This is a genomic window from Phycicoccus sp. Root563 (assembly GCF_001427915.1).
Lineage (GTDB): Bacteria > Actinomycetota > Actinomycetes > Actinomycetales > Dermatophilaceae > Pedococcus.
The window spans coordinates 2766604-2784177 of sequence record NZ_LMGM01000001.1; the positions used below are offsets into that span (position 1 = coordinate 2766604).

Annotated in this window: 18 protein-coding genes and 2 pseudogenes; 13 read left to right on the forward strand and 7 right to left on the reverse strand. The window is 71.5% G+C overall.

Features of this window, described 5'->3' with window-relative positions; genetic code table 11:
* The 4 genes from pstS to mshD form a co-directional block, all read right to left on the reverse strand.
* The coding region (gene pstS, locus ASD62_RS13185) for a phosphate ABC transporter substrate-binding protein PstS (RefSeq protein WP_235530699.1) at window positions 1-1066 on the reverse strand (1066 nt) is incomplete at its 3' end.
* 247 nt (window positions 1067-1313) lie between these two features.
* Entirely contained in the window at window positions 1314-2264 is a 951-nt protein-coding gene (locus ASD62_RS13190; RefSeq protein WP_056916353.1) for an NUDIX hydrolase, read from the reverse strand.
* Complete coding sequence (locus ASD62_RS13195; protein ID WP_056916354.1) at window positions 2261-4549, reverse strand: RNA degradosome polyphosphate kinase; 2289 nt, start codon at window positions 4547-4549, stop codon at window positions 2261-2263. The genes ASD62_RS13190 and ASD62_RS13195 overlap by 4 nt, the downstream gene beginning before the upstream one ends.
* Before the next feature lie 4 nt (window positions 4550-4553).
* Window positions 4554-5471 carry a mycothiol synthase gene (gene mshD / locus ASD62_RS13200; RefSeq protein ID WP_235530700.1) on the reverse strand — a complete coding sequence of 306 codons (918 nt, stop codon included), beginning with the start codon at window positions 5469-5471 and terminating at the stop codon, window positions 4554-4556.
* 104 nt (window positions 5472-5575) lie between these two features.
* On the opposite strand from mshD, the gene ASD62_RS13205 reads away from it, so the two are divergent.
* Complete coding sequence (locus ASD62_RS13205) at window positions 5576-7435, forward strand: bifunctional UDP-sugar hydrolase/5'-nucleotidase (protein ID WP_056916356.1); 1860 nt, start codon at window positions 5576-5578, stop codon at window positions 7433-7435.
* Between the two features lie 92 nt (window positions 7436-7527).
* Here ASD62_RS13205 and ASD62_RS13210 read toward each other — a convergent pair whose 3' ends face one another.
* Window positions 7528-8217 carry a response regulator transcription factor gene (locus tag ASD62_RS13210; protein WP_056916357.1) on the reverse strand — a complete coding sequence of 230 codons (690 nt, stop codon included), beginning with the start codon at window positions 8215-8217 and terminating at the stop codon, window positions 7528-7530.
* Window positions 8218-8361: 144 nt separating this feature from the next.
* Here ASD62_RS13210 and ASD62_RS13215 point away from each other — a divergent pair, with 144 nt between their 5' ends.
* Both ASD62_RS13215 and ASD62_RS13220 read left to right on the forward strand, forming a co-directional pair.
* Entirely contained in the window at window positions 8362-8631 is a 270-nt protein-coding gene (locus tag ASD62_RS13215) for a MoaD/ThiS family protein (RefSeq protein ID WP_056916358.1), read from the forward strand.
* Between the two features lie 16 nt (window positions 8632-8647).
* Window positions 8648-9505 (forward strand): hypothetical protein, encoded by an 858-nt coding sequence (locus ASD62_RS13220; RefSeq protein ID WP_056916359.1) that lies wholly within the window; start codon window positions 8648-8650, stop codon window positions 9503-9505.
* A 152-nt stretch (window positions 9506-9657) separates the two neighbouring features.
* On the opposite strand, the gene ASD62_RS13225 is transcribed toward ASD62_RS13220, so the two are convergent.
* Entirely contained in the window at window positions 9658-10056 is a 399-nt protein-coding gene (locus ASD62_RS13225; protein WP_056916360.1) for a DsrE family protein, read from the reverse strand.
* 122 nt (window positions 10057-10178) lie between these two features.
* Between ASD62_RS13225 and ASD62_RS20760 the strand changes: the two are divergent.
* The 3 genes and pseudogenes from ASD62_RS20760 to ASD62_RS13235 form a co-directional block, all read left to right on the forward strand.
* Window positions 10179-10269: pseudogene (locus ASD62_RS20760) on the forward strand (FABP family protein); the annotation flags it as partial.
* Window position 10270: 1 nt separating this feature from the next.
* A pseudogene (locus ASD62_RS13230) lies at window positions 10271-10613 on the forward strand (FABP family protein); the annotation flags it as partial.
* A gap of 4 nt (window positions 10614-10617) precedes the next feature.
* Window positions 10618-11205: a hypothetical protein gene (locus ASD62_RS13235; RefSeq protein WP_056916362.1), complete on the forward strand. Its 588-nt coding sequence runs from the start codon at window positions 10618-10620 to the stop codon at window positions 11203-11205.
* 3 nt (window positions 11206-11208) lie between these two features.
* Here ASD62_RS13235 and ASD62_RS13240 read toward each other — a convergent pair whose 3' ends face one another.
* Window positions 11209-12225 carry an LCP family protein gene (locus ASD62_RS13240; protein WP_056916363.1) on the reverse strand — a complete coding sequence of 339 codons (1017 nt, stop codon included), beginning with the start codon at window positions 12223-12225 and terminating at the stop codon, window positions 11209-11211.
* A gap of 71 nt (window positions 12226-12296) precedes the next feature.
* On the opposite strand from ASD62_RS13240, the gene ASD62_RS13245 reads away from it, so the two are divergent.
* The 7 genes from ASD62_RS13245 (at window position 12297) to dtd (ending at window position 17557) form a co-directional block, all read left to right on the forward strand.
* Entirely contained in the window at window positions 12297-12716 is a 420-nt protein-coding gene (locus ASD62_RS13245; protein WP_200947828.1) for a Fur family transcriptional regulator, read from the forward strand.
* Window positions 12717-12755: 39 nt separating this feature from the next.
* Entirely contained in the window at window positions 12756-13841 is a 1086-nt protein-coding gene (locus ASD62_RS13250) for a folate-binding protein YgfZ (RefSeq protein WP_082580810.1), read from the forward strand.
* 52 nt (window positions 13842-13893) lie between these two features.
* Window positions 13894-14739: a 3-keto-5-aminohexanoate cleavage protein gene (locus ASD62_RS13255; RefSeq protein ID WP_056917385.1), complete on the forward strand. Its 846-nt coding sequence runs from the start codon at window positions 13894-13896 to the stop codon at window positions 14737-14739.
* Window positions 14740-14812: 73 nt separating this feature from the next.
* Window positions 14813-15319 (forward strand): helix-turn-helix domain-containing protein, encoded by a 507-nt coding sequence (locus ASD62_RS13260; RefSeq protein ID WP_056916364.1) that lies wholly within the window; start codon window positions 14813-14815, stop codon window positions 15317-15319.
* A gap of 1 nt (window position 15320) precedes the next feature.
* Entirely contained in the window at window positions 15321-16031 is a 711-nt protein-coding gene (locus ASD62_RS13265; protein ID WP_056916365.1) for a hypothetical protein, read from the forward strand.
* Window positions 16032-16126: 95 nt separating this feature from the next.
* Window positions 16127-17110, forward strand: a complete 984-nt coding sequence (locus ASD62_RS13270) for an asparaginase (protein ID WP_056916366.1) — start codon at window positions 16127-16129, stop codon at window positions 17108-17110.
* A gap of 21 nt (window positions 17111-17131) precedes the next feature.
* Window positions 17132-17557: a D-aminoacyl-tRNA deacylase gene (gene dtd / locus ASD62_RS13275; RefSeq protein WP_056916367.1), complete on the forward strand. Its 426-nt coding sequence runs from the start codon at window positions 17132-17134 to the stop codon at window positions 17555-17557.
* Window positions 17558-17574: the final 17 nt, after the last annotated feature.

Below are 17574 nucleotides of genomic sequence, written 5' to 3' on the forward strand. Positions count from 1 at the left end.
GCGGCGCGTAGCCGATCTCCTCGAGGGAGGCCTGGGTCTCCTTGGAGGCGAAGCTCTTGAGGAAGGCCTTGGTCAGCTTGGACTTGGCGGCGTCCTTGCCCTTGGAGCAGACGATCTCATAGGTCACCAGGTTGATCGGGTAGGCCCCGGTCTCCTTGGTGGCGTAGTCGAGCTTGAGGCGCAGGTCGTTGCCCTCGCCGTCGGCCTTCGCGGTGGCGATGGCCTTGCCGACCGTCTCGCCGTTCAGCTCCACGGCGCCGGCGCCGTTGTCGATCTGGGCGATGCCGAGCTGGTTGTCCTTGGCGTAGGACCACTCGGCGTAGGTGATGCCACCCTCGGTGGACTTCACGGCGCCCGCGACACCGGCGGACTTCTCCTTGCCCTCACCCTTGCCCGTCCAGGCCTTGGCCGGCTCGGCGGTCCAGGCGGAGGGAGCGGCAGCGTTGAGGTACTTGGTGAAGTTCTCCGTGGTGCCGGACTCGTCCGAGCGGAAGAAGACCTTGATCGGCTCGGAGGGGAGCGTGACGCCGGAGTTGATCTTGGCGATCGAGGCGTCGTTCCAGGTGGTCACCTTGCCGTTGAAGATGTTGGCGATGACCTCGGGGGTCAGGACCAGCTTGTCGACACCCTTGACGTTGTAGGACACGGCGATCGGGCCGGTGACCATGGGCAGGTTCCACGCGGGGGAGCCGCAGAACTTCGCGGCCTCGTCGGCCTCGATCTTGCCGTCCTTCTCCGTCGTCTTGAGCGCGGAGTCGGAGCCGGCGAAGTCGACCTGGCCGGCGAGGAACTGCTTGATGCCCGCGCCCGAGCCGGTCGGGTTGTAGTTGATCGTGGCGCCCGAGCAGGTGTCCTGGAAGGCGGAGATCGCTTCGTCGATGGCGTTCTTCTGGGCCGACGAACCCTCGGCGTTCAGGGTGCCGGTCGGGCAGTCGGACGAGCTGGAGCCGCCGGACGAGGAGCCGCCGGCGGTGGCGCCGGTGTTGTTGTCGGAACCGCACGCCGTCAGCGCGAGGGAGCCGACCACGGCGACGCTGGCCAGCAGGCCGAAACGCTGGATCTTCACGGTGTTCAAACCTCTCACAGGGGAAAATTCGGGGCGGGCGGGATGCCCGACGACTGTGAAGGTAGGCAGGGCGGGTGACGCCGTGGCCCGTCGTGGGTGAACGCAGGGTGAACACCAGCCAGACATTGGTGGGCGTCGTACCGTCCCCCCGGCGGGTTCCACGTGAACGGCCGGTCAGCACCCGGTCAGCAGCGGCCTGTCGGCTGGACGAGGGGTTGGACGGGGGGTGGCCGAGGAGCCCCGTCGCTCAGGGCAGGTGGCGCTCCACCGCGACGACTCGCGCGGCCTCACCCTGGCCGACCAGGTGGGCCACGAGGACCTCCCCCTTGGCCATGGAGTCGGTGGCGGCGGTGGTCAGCGTGTGCGCCACGGAGGCCGCGTCGGGCTCGTCCGGGTGCACGAGCGGCAGCAGCGCGCCGAGCAGGTCCGGCAGCACGGGCCCGTGGCTGCACAGGACGGCGGGGGCCCCACGTTCCAGCAGTCGCAGCAGGTGACGGGGCGCGCGGGTGGCGTCCGCGGCATACCCCTCCTCGCTCAGTCCGTCCTTGGTCCGCAACGAGGCCCCGGTCGCTGCCGCATAGGGGCGCAGGGTGTCGGCGCACCGCACCGACGGGGAGCTGACCAGCCGCGTGACGGCGTACGCCGCGAGGAGGCTCGCGACCTCGGCGGCCCGGCCCTGCCCGGCCCGGTCGAGGGGGCGGAGCCGGTCGTCGCCGGACCACGAGCCACGCCCCACGGCGTGGGCGTGCCGGACGAGCGCCAGGGGCCAGGTCGTCAGCGTCCCCGCCTTGTCGGCGCGCACCAGCGCGCGGAGCTGGTCACGGTCGCGGGCGTAGTCGAGCCGGTCGGAGGCGCTGATGACGTCGAGCCAGCGGACCTCGTCGATCTCGTTGCGCAGGGCGCCGGCGGGCCTGGTCGCCTCGGCCGCCCAGTAGTGCACGGTCTTGGTCGCCGGGGTGCCGGCGGCGTCGAGCACGGTGTACTCGGCCGTGGGGAGGGGACGACCGAGGCCGACCTCCAGGGAGGTCTCCTCCTCGGTCTCCCGGACGGCCGCCACCGGCCACGCCTCACCCGGGTCGAGCTTGCCCTTGGCCCACGACCAGTCGTCGTACTTCGGCCGGTGGACGAGAGCGACCTCGAGCTGTCCCCGGCGCCGGCGCCACGGGATGGTCCCCGCGGCAGGGATGGGGGCGGTCAACGTCGGCGTGCCTTGCGCCGGCGCTTGGCGTGCACCTCGATCATCGCGGCCTGGAGGTCGGCAAGGGGCTGGCCCTCGGTGTCGAGGCTGACCCGCGTCCACCGGCCGTCGCCGCTGAGCCGCCAGTGGGCGTACTCGTCGCTCATGCCGCGGGCCAGCAGCGACTGCAGGTCCTCGACGTGCCGCGGGTCGGCGATGCGCAGCAGGGCCTCGACCCGGCGGTCGAGGTTGCGGTGCATCATGTCGGCGCTGCCGATGAACACCTCGGGCTCGCCCCCTCCACCGAAGTGGAAGACGCGGGAGTGCTCGAGGAACCGCCCGAGGATCGACCTGACCTGGATCGTCTCCGACAGGCCGGGGACGCCGGGGCGCAGCGCGCAGATGCCCCGAACCCATACATCGACCCGGACCCCCGCCTGTGACGCGCGGTAGAGCGCGTCGATGAGCTCCTCGTCCACGATCGAGTTGACCTTGATCTGGACGAGTCCGCCACGCCCCTCCTGGGCGTGCTCGATCTCCATCTCGATGCGGTCGACGAGGCCGGAGCGCACCGAGCGCGGCGCGACGAGCAGGCGCTTGAACTTGCTGCGGGGCGCGAACCCGGACAGCTGGTTGAACAGGCGCGCGAGGTCCTCGCCGACCTGCGGGTCCGACGTGAGGACACCGAAGTCCTCGTAGATGCGCGCGGTCTTGCCGTTGTAGTTGCCCGTGCCGATGTGGCAGTACCGACGCAGGGTGCCGTCGTTCTCCTGCCGCACGACCATGCAGAGCTTGGCGTGGGTCTTGAGGCCGACGATGCCGTAGACGACGTGGACACCCGCGTGCTCGAGCTTGCGGGCCCAGGAGATGTTGTTCTGCTCGTCGAACCGCGCCTTGATCTCCACGATCGCCAGCACCTGCTTGCCGGCCTCGGCCGCATCGATGAGGGCGTCGATGATGGGGGAGTCGCCGCTGGTGCGGTAGAGCGTCTGCTTGATGGCCAGCACGCTCGGGTCGGCCGCTGCCTGCTCGATGAACGACTGCACGGACGTCGAGAACGAGTCGTAGGGGTGCTGGAGCAGCACGTCCTTGTCGCGCACGACGGCGAGGATGTCAGCCGCCTTCGCGGTCTCCGCCGGGGCGAGGTCGGGGTGCGACTGGCCGCGAAACGGCTCGAACCGCAGGTCGGACCGCTCGAGGTCGGCCACGAGGTTGAGGCCGCGCAGGTCGAGGGGGGCAGGCAGGCGGTAGACCTCGCTGTCGCTGACCCCGAGCTCACGGACCAGCATGTCGAGCACGTGGTCGTCGATGGTCTCGTCGACCTCGAGCCGGACGGGCGGCCCGAACCGGCGTCGCGTCAGCTCCTTCTCCAGCGCGGTGAGGATGTTCTCGGCGTCGTCCTCCTCGACCTCGAGGTCCTCGTTGCGGGTGACCCGGAAGGTGAAGTGCTCACGGACCTCCATGCCCGGGAAGAGCATGTCGAGGTGGGAGGCGATGACGTCCTCGAGCGGCACGAACCGCGTCGAGAACAGGTCGGAAGTGGCCGGCTCTCCGCTCGAGGGCTCGATGTGCAGCAGGCGGGGAAGCAGCGGCGGCACCTTGACGCGGGCGAAGTGCTCCTTGCCCGTCTTGGGGTTGACCAGCACCACGGCCAGGTTGAGCGAGAGGCCGGAGATGTAGGGGAACGGGTGGGCCGGGTCGACGGCCAGGGGGGTGAGGACCGGGAACACCCGGTCGGCGAAGAGCTCGGTCAGCAGGTCCTGCTCGGGGTCGCTGAGCTCGTCCCAGCGGACGATGGAGATGCCCTCGTCCTCCAGCGCCGGCTGCACCTTGTCCTTGTAGACGATGCTCTGCATCGCCTGCAGCTCGTGCGCCACGAGCGAGATCTGCTCGAGCACCTCGCGCGGCTCCAGCCCCGAAGCGGACCGGATGGCGAGGCCCGTGGCGATGCGGCGCTTGAGGCCGGCCACACGGACCATGAAGAACTCGTCCAGGTTGGACGTGAAGATGGCGAGGAACCGGGCACGCTCCAGCAGCGGCACCGACTCGTCGGCGGCCAGCTGCAGGACGCGCTCGTTGAACTGGAGCCAGGAGATCTCGCGGTCGAGGAACCGGTCGCCCGGCAGTCCGCTGTCGTCGGGCTGGCTCGTGGCGTGGACCACGCGCATGAAGCGGCCGTTGGACGCCCGCGGCTGGGCGCTCGCGATCGACACCTCCTGCCCCGGGAAGTCGGTGTCGTCGCTGCCGTCGTGGGACTCCGCGGCGAGGGAGCCGGCCTCGTCGGCCGCCCGGCTGGTCACACTCATGCGCTCATCCTGACAGTGCTCCGTGAACGGTGCGCGAATACATCACGTCCACCATGATGCTGGCGAACCCCAGTCCCGTGTAGGTCCGTATCGCGGCCTGGTTGTCCCCGTCGACGTAGAGCTCGACCTCGGCCAGCCCGAGGGAGGCCAGGTGGGCCAGGCCCAATGCGGTGAGTGGGCGGCCCAGCCCGCGCCCCTGGTATGTCGGGTGCACCCCGACCACGTAGACCTCCCCCATGCCGTCCTCGACCTTGGTCCAGTGGAAGGCGGCGACCTCGTCGGGCTGCTCGTCCGCGACGACGAGGATGAAGCCGGCCGGGTCGAACCACGGCAGCGCCATCCGCTCCTGCAGGTCGACCAGGGTGGTCCGGCCCTGCTCGGGGTGGTGGGCGAAGGCGGCGGCGTTCGTGGCCAGCCACGCCTTCTCGTCGCGACCCGGCTCGAACGCCCGCGCGGAGAAGCCCGCAGGCAGGGCGCTCGCCGCCGGGTCGAGGTCGTCCTCGCCCAGGGGCCGGGCCATCTTGTGCAGCTCGCGCACCGCGGTCAGCCCCAGGCGGTCGGCCAGGGCCACGGCTGCCGGCAGCCGCCCGTGGGACCACAACCGGGCCTCCGGGGCCTGCTCCAGGACCGCCTCTGCGAGCGCCCTGCCGACGCCGGCACGGCGTGACGGCGGGTCGACGACGAGCTCGCCCGACGCCGCGGGGTCGTCCCTGCCCTCGAGCTGGGCGTAACCCGTGAGCTGCTCCGCGGCATACGCGAGGAGGTGGCGGACCCGACCGGGGCCCGAGGCGAGGTTCAGGACGGTCTGCTCGGACAGGGCCCCGACACCGTCCTCGGCGGCAGCGCGCGCCTGGAGTGCGCGGACGAGCCCGCGTTCGGTGTCGTCCAGGGTGTCGGTGACGCGAAGCGCAGGAGAAAGCACGGAAAGCATTGCACCACGCATCTTCCTTTTCGGGCGACGGCCCCGTTAGCGTGCACGGGTCCGGCTACCGCCGGTTTCCTCCCCTTTTCGCACAAGGACGCACCATGACCTCACCCCACATGCGCCGTTTGGGCAGCGTGGTCGCCGTCGCCGCCATGGCGACGACCGGCCTCGCACTGACCAGTGGCACGTCATCGGCCCACCGGCCCGGCTCGACGATGGACATCCAGCTGCTGTCGTTCAACGACTTCCACGGCAACCTCGAGGCCCCGTCGGGCTCCAGCGGCCGGGTCGTCACCGGTCACGCCCTCTCGGCCGACGGCAAGTCCGCCGTCGACGTCAACACGGACGCGGGTGGGGTCGAGTACCTCGCCACCCACCTCAAGCAGGCCCGGCAGGGCCACAAGAACTCGCTGACCGTCGCCGCGGGCGACATCGTCGGCGCCAGCCCGCTGCTGTCGGCGGCCTTCCACGACGAGCCCACGATCGAGTCCATGAACAGCCTCGGGCTCGACGTCACCTCGGTGGGCAACCACGAGTTCGACGAGGGCTACAAGGAGCTCCAGCGCCTCGCCAAGGGTGGCTGCCTCGACGACGGCGCCGGGAAGAACAACCAGGACTCCTGCCCCGGCGGCAAGAAGTTCAAGGGCGCCGACTTCGACATCCTCGCGGCGAACGTCGTCTACGCGAAGCAGGCCGCCGCGGCCAGCGCGAAGCACGACGACGACAAGGGCCACCACCAGAAGGGTCCGAAGGCCGGCGACACCATCCTCCCGGCGTACTCCATCCAGAACGTGCACGGGGCCAAGATCGGCTTCATCGGCATGACCCTCAAGGACACCCCCAACATCGTCACCAAGTCGGGGGTCGAGGGCCTGGAGTTCAAGGACGAGGTCCAGACCGCGAACAGCCTGGTCCCCGAGCTGCGCCGCAAGGGCGTCAACGCGATCGTCGTGCTCATCCACCAGGGCGGCAACCCCGCCAAGGAGTCCTGGGTCGGCCCCGACGGCAAGACCTACTCGGTGAACCCGACGTACGACTACACCTGCGACAAGGGCGGCCAGCTGGACATCCCGTCCTCACCGATCCTCGGCATCGCCGCCAACCTCGACCCGGCCATCGACATGGTCGTCTCGGGCCACACGCACCAGCCGTACGTCTGCAACATCCCTGACCCGAAGGGCCAGCCGCGCCTCGTGACGTCGGCCTCCTCGTTCGGCCGGCTGTTCACCGAGACCGACCTCAAGTACGACACCAGGACCCGCGACATCGTCCGCGCGTCGGTCAAGGGCAGCAACATGGTCGTCACCCGCGACGTCCCCAAGGACGCTGCGCAGACGCGCCTGATCGCGCAGTACAAGACGCTCGTGGCGCCGATCGCCTCCCGCGTCCTGGGCAGCGCGAGCACCGACGTCGTCCGCACGACCAACGCCGGTGGCGAGTCCCCCCTGGGTGACCTCATCGCCGACGCCCAGCTCGCCGACCCGTCGGTCGTGACCGGTGGCAAGACGCCGACGATCGCGTTCATGAACCCCGGTGGCATCCGTGCCGACCTGGGTGCGGGAGAGGTCACCTACGAGGAGGCGTTCACGGTCCAGCCGTTCAACAACTACCTCGTGTCGATGGACCTCACGGGCGCGCAGATCAAGGCCCTGCTCACCCAGCAGTGGACCGGTGCGAACGCCGGTGCGCCGAAGGTGCTCCAGGTGTCCAAGGGCTTCGCGTACACGTACTCGGGCACCACGCTCGGCTCGGTGACGCTCAACGGGGCGCCGCTCGTCGACGGCCAGACCTACCGGATCGTGACGAACAACTTCCTGTCCGACGGCGGCGACGGCTTCCCGGCGTTCGTCGGTGGCACCGACAAGTACTTCGGTGGCCTGGACATCGACGCGTTCGCCAACTACCTGGAGGCGAACTCGCCGTACACCCCGGGTGCGCTCACGCGGATCACGAAGAACTGACCTCACGCACGACGAAGGCGCCCCTCCCGGTCGGGAGGGGCGCCTTTCGCATGTGACGGGTGGGGTGCCGGGACCGGGTGCGGCACGGCGGGTCAGGCGTCGGCGTGCACGTCCTCGGACGGGACGAACCGGTACCCGACGTTGCGGACGGTGCCGATGAGCACCTCGTGCTCCGAGCCCAGCTTGGCCCGCAGGCGCCGGACGTGGACGTCGACGGTGCGGGTGCCCCCGTAGTAGTCGTAGCCCCAGACCTCCTGGAGGAGCTGGGCCCGGCTGAACACGCGGCCCGGGTGCTGGGCGAGGTACTTGAGGAGCTCGAACTCCTTGTAGGTCAGGTCGAGCAGGCGACCGCGCACTCGCGCGGAGTAGGTCGCCTCGTCGATGGTCACGTCACCGCTGGTGATCTGGACCTCGTCCGGCTCCTGCATCTCCTGCAGCCGTCCGGCGGCCAGGCGCAGGCGCGCCTCCACCTCGGCGGGACCGGCCGACTCGAGCAGGACCTCGTCGACGCCCCACTCGGCGGTGATCCCCGCGAGGCCGCCCTCGGTGAGGATCGCGATGAGGGGGACCGACATGCCGGTGGCGCGCAGCACGCGGCAGAGGGATCGGGCCACCGCCAGGTCGCGGCGGGCGTCGAGCAGCACGGCGTCCGCAGGGGGAGCATCGACCAAGGCCGTGGGCTCGGCCGGGATGATCCGCACCTGGTGCGTCAGGAGCCCGAGTGCCGGCAGCACCTCGGCGCTCGGCGCCAGGGCGTTGGTCAGCAGCAGCAGACGGGCCATGCCTACGAAGGATACGGTTCGAGGGGCGCCCTCGAGCGGGTGAACACATGCTGAGACCCTTGTCTCACGATGAGACCGGCTCCGGTGGGGGCCGGTCACGAAGGGCCCGCACCACCGAGGGAGCCGGGCCGGGAGGAGAGCGGTATGCCGTCCGAGCAGGATCCCGCGACGAGCGCGGGCCCGGTCACGGTGCGCTACTGGGCGGCGGCCCGGGCAGCGGCCGGGACCGACCAGGACGTCGTGGACGGTGGGACGGTCGCTGCGACCGTCGCCGCTGTCACCGCGCTGCACCCGGCGCTGGCCCCGATCGCCGCAGTGAGCACCCTGCTCCTCGACGGGAGGGCCGTCACCCGTGACGCCGTGGTCACCTCGGGGTCGGTGCTGGAGGTCCTGCCCCCCTTCGCCGGTGGGTGATGCGAGGATGCGGGCTGTGTCCGACGTTCCCGAGCAGCAGGCGCCGGCCCCGGTCGCCCCGATGACCCGGCGCGAACGCCGGGCCCGCAGCCGCAACACCCCCGCGGTCCTGCCGAAGAGGGCCCTGCTCGCGCGTCCACTGACCATGGCGACGACCATCGCGTTCGCCGCGCTCGTCGGACTGACCGGCTACGCCAGCCCCGACTTCGTCGCGGTCGCGGTGGCCCTCGCCGGCCTGGTGCTCGCCTGGGGCTGGCCCCAGCTCCTGAGCCTGCCCAGCCCGCGGGGGACGTCCGCCGTGCTGGCGGTGGGCACGGTCCTCATGACCGCCAGCGTGCTCCTCACCCGCGAGGCCCCGTACCTCCAGTGGCTCCCGGCAGCCCTGGCCGTCTCGGTCATCGCGGCCTTCCTTCACCAGCTCATGCGCCGCGACGGTCGACCCCGCCTCACCGAGTCGGTGACCTCGAGCGTCACCGGCCTCGCCGTGGTCTCGGCCGGCATCGCCCTGGCCCCTGTCCCGCAGATCCTGCACGGCGAGCACGCCCTCGCGGCGGCCATGGCCGGCCTGGGCTTCGGCGTCCTCGCCGACCCGTTGATCAAGGTGCAGCGACTGCGGCAGTGGGCCCTGTTCATCTCGATGGTGGTCGGCGGGGCCGCGGGGATGGTGGTGTCGGTCCTGGCCGGACACCCCAAGCCGTGGCCCGCGGCGCTGCTCGGCCTGCTCGCAGCCGCGGTCGCGCACGCCGCTCGCAGGGTGATGGCGGTGCTGCCGGCGACGGCCATGCCGCGCGCCCAGCTGGCGGTCGGCGCGTCCTCGTCGCTGCTGGTCGGCGTGGTCGCCTACGTCGTGGTCCGCTCGCCCTTCTTCGCCTGACCGTCCGCACGAACCTCCCGCACGACCCTTCCGTCCGCACCTCCCCGCCCGGACCTTCCCGCCCGCACCGTCTCGCGCGAGACGCCGGTTGCGCGGCATACCGCCAGATGGCAACCCGAGGTGTGCCGCGCAACCAGCGTTCTGCGGGTGGGTCAGTAGACGAGCGCCTGGGCGCCGTCGGCCATGACCTCCTCGACGAACGCGGCCGCCCCCCGGACCACCACGCCCTCGACCAGGTCGGCCTCGGTGAGGTCGCGACGGGCGGCGCACTGGCCACAGACCGTGACGGTGCCGGTGGCGAGGACGGCGTCGAGCAGGTCGCGCAAGGGTGCCGCGTGGGCGAGCCGGACCTGTTCGGCCCGACCGGGGACCGCCATCCAGGCGGCGTCACCGGTCAACCACAGGCTGACCTCGACCCCGCTCGCGGCGGCGGTCGCCGCGACCGTGAGGGCCTGGTTGAGGCGTTCGGTCGACTCGGTGCCGGCGGCGTCGGGGTCCGACGGGGCGCCGCTGGTGGCCTTGACGACCAGACGTGTACGGGAAGCGGTCATGGCCCACAGGCTACGATCTGGCGCGTGCACTACTTCTACATCGGCCTGCTGGTCGCCTCCGCCCTCGTCATCACCTGGTTCGCCGGGTTCGTCGTGTACCGCCTGGTGAAGACGCCTCGCTGATGGTGTTCCACCTCGACACCGACCTGCCCCGAGAGCTGGCACCGCTGGCCTGGATGATCGGTCGCTGGGAGGGTGCCGGCGTCGTCGGCTNCCTCACCTGGCAGAGCCGTACCTGGCTGCTGAACGAGGCCGGTGAGCAGGTGCGCCCGCTGGCGACCGAGCTGGGGTTCTGGCGCCCGGTCGAGGGTGGTGAGGTCGAGCTGGTGCTCGCCCACCCGACAGGCATCGTCGAGCTGTACTTCGGCACCGCAGAGCCGGCCAAGGTCCAGCTCCGCACCGATGGGGTGCTGCGCAGCCCGCACGCCAAGGAGTACAACGCCGCGACGCGCCTGTACGGGTTGGTCGACTCCAACCTCCTGTGGGCCATGGACATGGCCGCCGTCGGCCAGAAGCTGCAGAGCCACGTGTCTGCCGAGCTCAAGCGCGTGGGCTGAGGCGTTGACCCACCGCCCGGCGCGGATCCTCACCGTCTGCACCGGCAACATCTGCCGCTCACCGTTCCTCGAGCGCGCCCTGCAGGCCGAGCTCGACCGGTCCTGGGGCGTGGGTGCGGTCGAGGTCGCGAGTGCCGGCACCGGAGCACTCGCCGGTCACCCGATGGAGCCGCAGGCGCGGGACCGGCTCGAGGCTGCCGGCTACTCCGCCGACGGGTTCGTGGCCCGGCACCTCGAGGAGGACCTCGTGGCCGGTGCCGACCTGGTCCTCACCGCCAACCGGGCCCACATCGGCCGGGTGACGACGTTGCACCCGCGCGTCCTGCGGCGGGTGTTCGCCTTCCGGGAGTTCGCCCACCTGTTGTCGGCGGTCCCGGCCGACGCCCTCTACGGCCCGGTCGGCAGTGCCCGCGAGCACGTGGCACGGGCCACTCGGCTCGCCTCGGCCGAGCGCGGGATGGGTTCGCCACTGTCCGACGACGAGGCCGACGTGGTCGACCCCTACCGCCGCGCGCCTGAGGTCTTCGACGCCATGGCGGCCCAGGTCATGGACGCGCTGCCGACGGTCGTCCGGGCGCTCTCGCGCCCCTGACGGCTACGGCGTGCGGGTGACGTCCTTGTAGGAGGACATCGCGTCGTTCTGCAGCGCGTCCCCGAGGTCCTGCATCCCCTGGACGTCGAGGATGTCGATGGACGCGCCGGCGGGGGAGGTGCCGTACCCGGTGAAGGGGGCCGTGATGAAGGCGATGTCCTCGCCGCGCAGGTTGCGCATGGCAACGGCCTCGCTGCGCATGTCGCCGGTGGAGAAGTCCTTGTCCACCGTGAGGTTGGACGTGCCGGCCTCGACGAACTGCGCCAGCTTCACCGGGTTGCCGAGCACGTCCTTGCTCAGCGACTTGAGCATCAGCGCCTTGATGAACGCCTGCTGCCGCCGGCCGCGGGAGATGTCTCCCTCGCTCAGCTCCTTGCGCTCGCGCACGAAGGCGAGGGCCTCCTCGCCACCCATCCGCTGGTAGCCCTTGGTGAACGTGTAGCCCCGGCTGGAGCTCGACTCCTCGACGTAGACGTTGACGCCACCGACGGCGTCGGTCATCCGCTTGAAGCCCTCGAAGTCGATGATCGCCACGTGGTCGACCGGCACGCCCACGAGACCCTGGATGGTCTGCACGAGCAGCGGGGCGCCGCCGTAGGCGAAGGCCGCGTTGATCTTGTCCTTGCCCCGGCCCGGGATGTCGACGTAGAGGTCACGCGGGAAGTGGACGAGGTTGACCGTCTTGCGGTCGGCCGCGACGTGCATGAGCACGATGACGTCGGAACGGGCGCCGGCGAGGCCGGCCCGCGCGTCGGAGCCGATGATGAGGAAGTTCTGGGCGTCCTTGGCCCCGGCCTTCTTCGTCGGTGCGTCGGTGGCCCCGCTCACGCCGGGCGTGGGGAGCAGGGAGCTGCGCTTGACGTTCGAGTTGACCGTGTTGTTGAGGAACAACAGGTAGCCCGCGACGGAGCCGACCACGAGCAGCACGACCAGGGCGATGACGATGGCCAACGTCCTGCGCAGGCGGCGCCGCTTCGGGCGCGCGGGCGGGGTCTGGGTCTCTTCGAATTGGTCCAGCACCCGGCCAGTGTAGGTGGCGCACCCGGGCAGATCGTGCAGGTCGCCGTCACGCTCGACCGTACAGTGGGGGCGTGCAGGACGTCGGCGAGCGGTTGCGGGCCCAGGGGCGCAGGATGACGCCCCAGCGCCAGCGCGTGCTCGACGCCGTGGCCACCCTGGGCCACGCGACCCCCGAGGACGTGGTCGCCCGGGTGTCCGCCGACGGCGGGGCCACCCTCGCACCGTCCACCGTCTACCGGGCCCTGGAGGCCCTGGAGTCGCTCGGGGTCGTGGGGCACACGCACCTCGACCACCGCGCGCCGAGCTACCACCTGGCCGACCACGCCGACCACATCCACCTCGTCTGCCGCACCTGCGGACGCGTCGAGCAGTGCGACCGCGACCTGGCCGAGTCCTTCACCGGGAATGTTCTGGCCGCGAGCGGCTTTGTTGCTGACGTGACCCACATGGCGGTGCACGGCCTGTGCGCCGACTGCGCGAGCCGATCCTGACCGCCTGAACGGCCACCCGATGACAGAGGTGCACCCCGCATGACGCAGACCCCGACCACCCCCACCGAGCTCCGCAACCCCACGGTTCCCGCCCAGGACGTTCCTGCCCCCGTGACCCGGTCGGTCCTGCTGTCTCGGCCCGGCGCGGTGGAGGGTGACGGGCCGGACGCGGGGGTGGCGGCCCACTACGGCGACCCGCTGCGCGAGCAGCGCCTCCTCGTCGAGGGCCTGGCCGTCGTGGACCTCTCCCACCACGGGGTGGTCACCGTCACCGGTCCAGACCGCCTCTCGTGGCTGCACTCCATCACCACCCAGCAGCTGAACGGGCTCGGCCCGCGGGAGTCGCGCGAGTCGTTGGTGCTCAGCCCCAAGGGCCACATCGAGCACGACCTGCACCTCGTCGACGACGGTGAGACGTCCTGGATCATCACCGAGCCCGGCACCGCTCCGGCGCTCGTGCGCTGGCTCGACTCGATGCGGTTCATGCTGCGGGTCGAGGTCGCGGACGTCAGCGCCGACTGGGCGGTCCTCGGCGAACCCTCCGGTGCCGAGGCCCAGCCCGGTGAGCTCCTCGCGTGGCGTGACCCGTGGCCGGGGCTGGTCGGTGACACCGCGGCATACGGCCCGGTGGAGGGGCACCCCGCGGAAGGGCGCGCCTGGCGCGAGGTCCTGGTGCCCGTCGCCGAGCTCGAGGCGACGGTCGGCGACCGCGACCTGGCTGGTTCGTGGGCGGCCGAGGCGCTGCGCGTCGCCGCCTGGCGCCCGCGCCTGGGGTTCGAGACCGACCACCGCACCATCGCCCACGAGACCGACTGGCTGCGCACGGCGATCCACCTGCACAAGGGGTGCTACCGCGGTCAGGAGACGGTCGCCCGGGTCCACAACCTGGGGCGTCCGCCGCGCCGCCTGGTCTTCCTGCACCTCGACGGGTCGGGCCACACCCTTCCGGAGCGCGGGGAGCCGGTGCTGCTCGGCGACAAGACCGTCGGGCTGCTCACCTCCGTGGCCCGCCACCACGAGGACGGCCCGATCGGGCTCGCGCTGGTCAAGCGCAACACCCCCCTCGACGCGACCCTCGTCGTCGGTGGCGTGAGCGGCAGCCAGACGGAGGTCGTGGCTCCCTGACCTCGGCCCGGCTGCCGACGACCGCCGGAGGCGTCCTGCCATGATGTCCGCCATGGCCACGACCCCCGGCACCCTGATCACCGTCGCGCCCACGGGCGCCGAGCTGTCCAAGTCCGACTTCCCGCAGCTGCCGACGACGCTCGAGGAGCTCGTCGAGACCGCGGTCGCCTGCGAGGCTGCCGGTGCCTCGATGATCCACCTGCACATCCGCGACGGTGAGCACCGCCCGACGCTCGACCACGGCCACCTCAAGGCCGCCGTGGACGCCCTTCGTGAGCAGACGTCGCTCGTCGTCCAGCTGTCCACCGGCGGCAGCGTGCACGACCCCCTCGAGCAGCGCCTGACCGTGCTCGACGCGGAGCCGGACTCCTGCTCGCTGACCTGTGGCACCACGAACTTCGGCGACGACGTCTTCCTCAACCCCTACGGCTTCGTGTCCGACCTGTACGTCCAGGCGCAGGAGCGCGAGGTCGTCCCGGAGTTCGAGCTGTTCGACCTCGGCCACGTCGCCGCCCTGGCCCGCCTCATCGACGCGCACGGCCTGCCCTTCGGGGGGAAGGTCCACGTCGACTTCGTGACCGGTGTGCCCGGCGGTATGCCGGGAACCCCGGCCGCCCTGCTCGCCGGCGTCGCGATGCTCCCGGCCGAGGTCACGTCCTGGGCCGCGACGGGGATCGGCCGCACGCACCTGCCGATCGCCGCCGCCGCACTCGCCGCGGGCGGCCACCTGCGGGTCGGGATGGAGGACAACGTGGTGTTCTCCCGCGGGGTCCAGGTCCAGCACAACCGCGAGCTGGTCGAACGCGCCGCCCACCTCGCCGAAGTCATGCAGCGCCCGGCGATGTCGACCCAGGGAGCGCGTTCGATGCTCGGGGTCAAGGACCGTCGCACCGCCTGACCTGTCGCGGTGTGGTCACCATCACGCTGCCTCCAGTTTGCGTTCTGCTAACTGGAGCAAGCATGATGGGGGTATGAGCCGACTTCCACTGGGACCCCTGGGCGGTGACAGCCTCGGTGACTACCTGCGTGAGCAGCGTCAGTCCGCGAAGCTCTCGCTGCGCCAGCTGTCCGAGCTGGCAGGCGTCTCGAACCCCTACCTGTCGCAGATCGAGCGGGGCCTGAAGAAGCCCAGCGCCGAGATCCTCCAGCAGCTCGCCAAGGGCCTCGAGGTCTCCGCCGAGTCGCTCTACGTACGGGCCGGGATCCTCGACGAGCGCCACGGCCACCCGGCCGAGGCGCCCGACACCCGGGCCGTCATCGGCGCCGACCCGCGACTCAGCGACCGCCAGAAGTCCGCCCTGCTGGACATCTACGACTCCTTCGTCGGCGGCGACCCCGCCCCGACGAGCCGCACCCGCAAGGCCGCGGCGCCCCGCACGGGCGGCACGAAGGCCGCGACTCCCCGGAGCCGCAAGCCCTCGACCGCCACGCGCACGAGCAAGCGCAGCACGCCCTCCACCACCACCCAAGGAGACTGACATGGCACTCGTTGCCGACATCCGCAAGAACGTCATCGACACCACCCCCGTGTTCGCCGTGGTCGGCCTGACCGACCTCGCCGTCGAGAAGGTCCGCGACGCCCGCGTCCGCGCCACCACGGTCGGCCTCGAGCTCACCAACGACCTCAAGGCAGACCTGAACCCGGCTGCCATCCAGACCAAGGCCCAGGCGCGCGTGTCCGGTGTGGCCGAGCAGGCCCAGGAGCTCCCGGCCCTGGCCCTGAACCGCAGCCTCGAGCTGGCCGGCAAGGCGCAGGAGTCCTACGAGACCGTCGCCGCCCGCGGCGAGAAGCTCGTCAAGCGCGTGCGCACCCAGAAGGCCACCAAGGACCTCATCGCCCAGGCCGAGACCACGGTCGCCCTCGGCAAGGGTGCGGTCACCACCGTGCGCAAGTCTGCCAACGAGATCCAGCGCTCCGCCAAGGCCACGCTGACCACCGGTCGCAAGGAGGCCGCCACGGTCGCCGACGCCGTCGCCAGCTCGGTCGCCGTCGAGACCACCGAGGTCGCCACCGCGGCCAAGGAGTCCGCGAAGCGCACCCGCACGGCTGCCAAGCGCACCTCCACCACCGCCAAGAAGTCGGCCACCGCGACCAAGACCGCCACCAAGCGCGCGACCACCGGTGCCCGCAAGACCGCCTCCACCGCGAAGAAGGCCACCGCCACGACCGCGGCCAAGGTCGGCGACTGATCACGGTCCTGCCCTGAGCAGACTCTGCGCGGGCCCCCACCCGGCAACGGGTGGGGGCCTGCGTCGTCCCGCGGGCCGTGGCTAGGCTCGGGAGGGTGAGCACGCCGCATACCGTCACCCCGCCCGCCCTCGACGACGCCCCCGTCCTCGCGCACTACGTGCGCGGCGGGTTCGTGGAGTCCGCCCACCGGGCCTCGGTGGTCGTGACCGCCGCGGACGGCGGCGAGCACCTGCTGGCGCTCGGCGCCGTCGACGACCCGGTGTTCCCGCGGTCGTCCAACAAGCCGGTCCAGACGCTGGCCATGGTCCGTGCGGGCCTGCGTATGCCGCCGGCGCACCTCGCGCTCGCCTCCGCGAGCCACTCGGGCGAGGACTTCCACCTCGCCGCGGTGCGCGAGATGCTCGCCTCCGTCGGGCTGACCGAGGGCGCGCTGCAGAACACCCCGGACTACCCCGTCAACGAGGAGGCCCGCGAGGCGGTCATTCGCAGTGGCGGCGGCAAGCTCCCCATCACCCAGAACTGCTCCGGCAAGCATGCCGCGATGCTGGCCACCTGCGTCGTGAACGGCTGGGACACCGCCACCTACCGCGACCCCTCGCACCCGCTGCAGGTCGCGATCGCGCAGACGCTGGCCGAGCTGACCGGTGACGAGATCACCTCGACCGCCGTCGACGGCTGCGGTGCGCCCGTCATGGCCGTCACGCTCGCCGGTCTCGCCCGCGCGTTCGGGACGATGGCGTCCGCGCCCGCCGGGACCCACGAGGCCGAGGTGGCCGACGCCATCCGCGCGAACCCCGCGTACCTCGGCGGCACCGGCCGCGACGTCACCGCCCTCATCGAGCACACCCCCGGCCTCATCGCCAAGGACGGGGCCGAGTCCGTGTATGCCGTGGGGCTGGCCGACGGGCGCGGGATCGCCCTCAAGGTCGCCGACGGCTACCCGCGGGCCAAGCCAGTGATCCTGGCTGCCGTGCTGCGCCACCTCGGCGTGGAGTCGGCGGCCATCGCCCAGCTCGAGCACTCCCCGGTCCTCGGGCACGGGGAGCCGGTCGGCGCGATCGTGGCCGTCAACCTCTGACCCGGGCAGCCTGAGCCAGTCGTGCGCGCGGTCGTGCAGCGGGTCGCCTCGGCCTCGGTCACCGTCGACGGCGAGGTCGTCGGCGCGATCGGGCGCCCGGGGCTGCTGGTGCTGGTCGGTGTCACCCACGACGACGGCCCCGAGCAGGTCGCGACGTTGGCCCGCAAGATCGCCGACCTGCGGATCCTGCGCGACGAGCGGTCGGTCTCGGACGTCGGTGCGCCGGTGCTGGTCGTCAGCCAGTTCACCCTCTACGCCGACACCCGCAAGGGCCGTCGGCCGTCGTGGGGTGCAGCCGCACCGGGACCGGTGGCCGAGCCGCTGGTCGAGGCCGTGGTCGAGGCCCTGAGGGGCCGGGGCATCGACGTGGCGACGGGACGGTTCGGCGCGGACATGCAGGTCTCCCTGGTCAATGACGGCCCGGTGACACTGGTCCTCGAAGTCTGACGTCTAGGCTGGGGCCC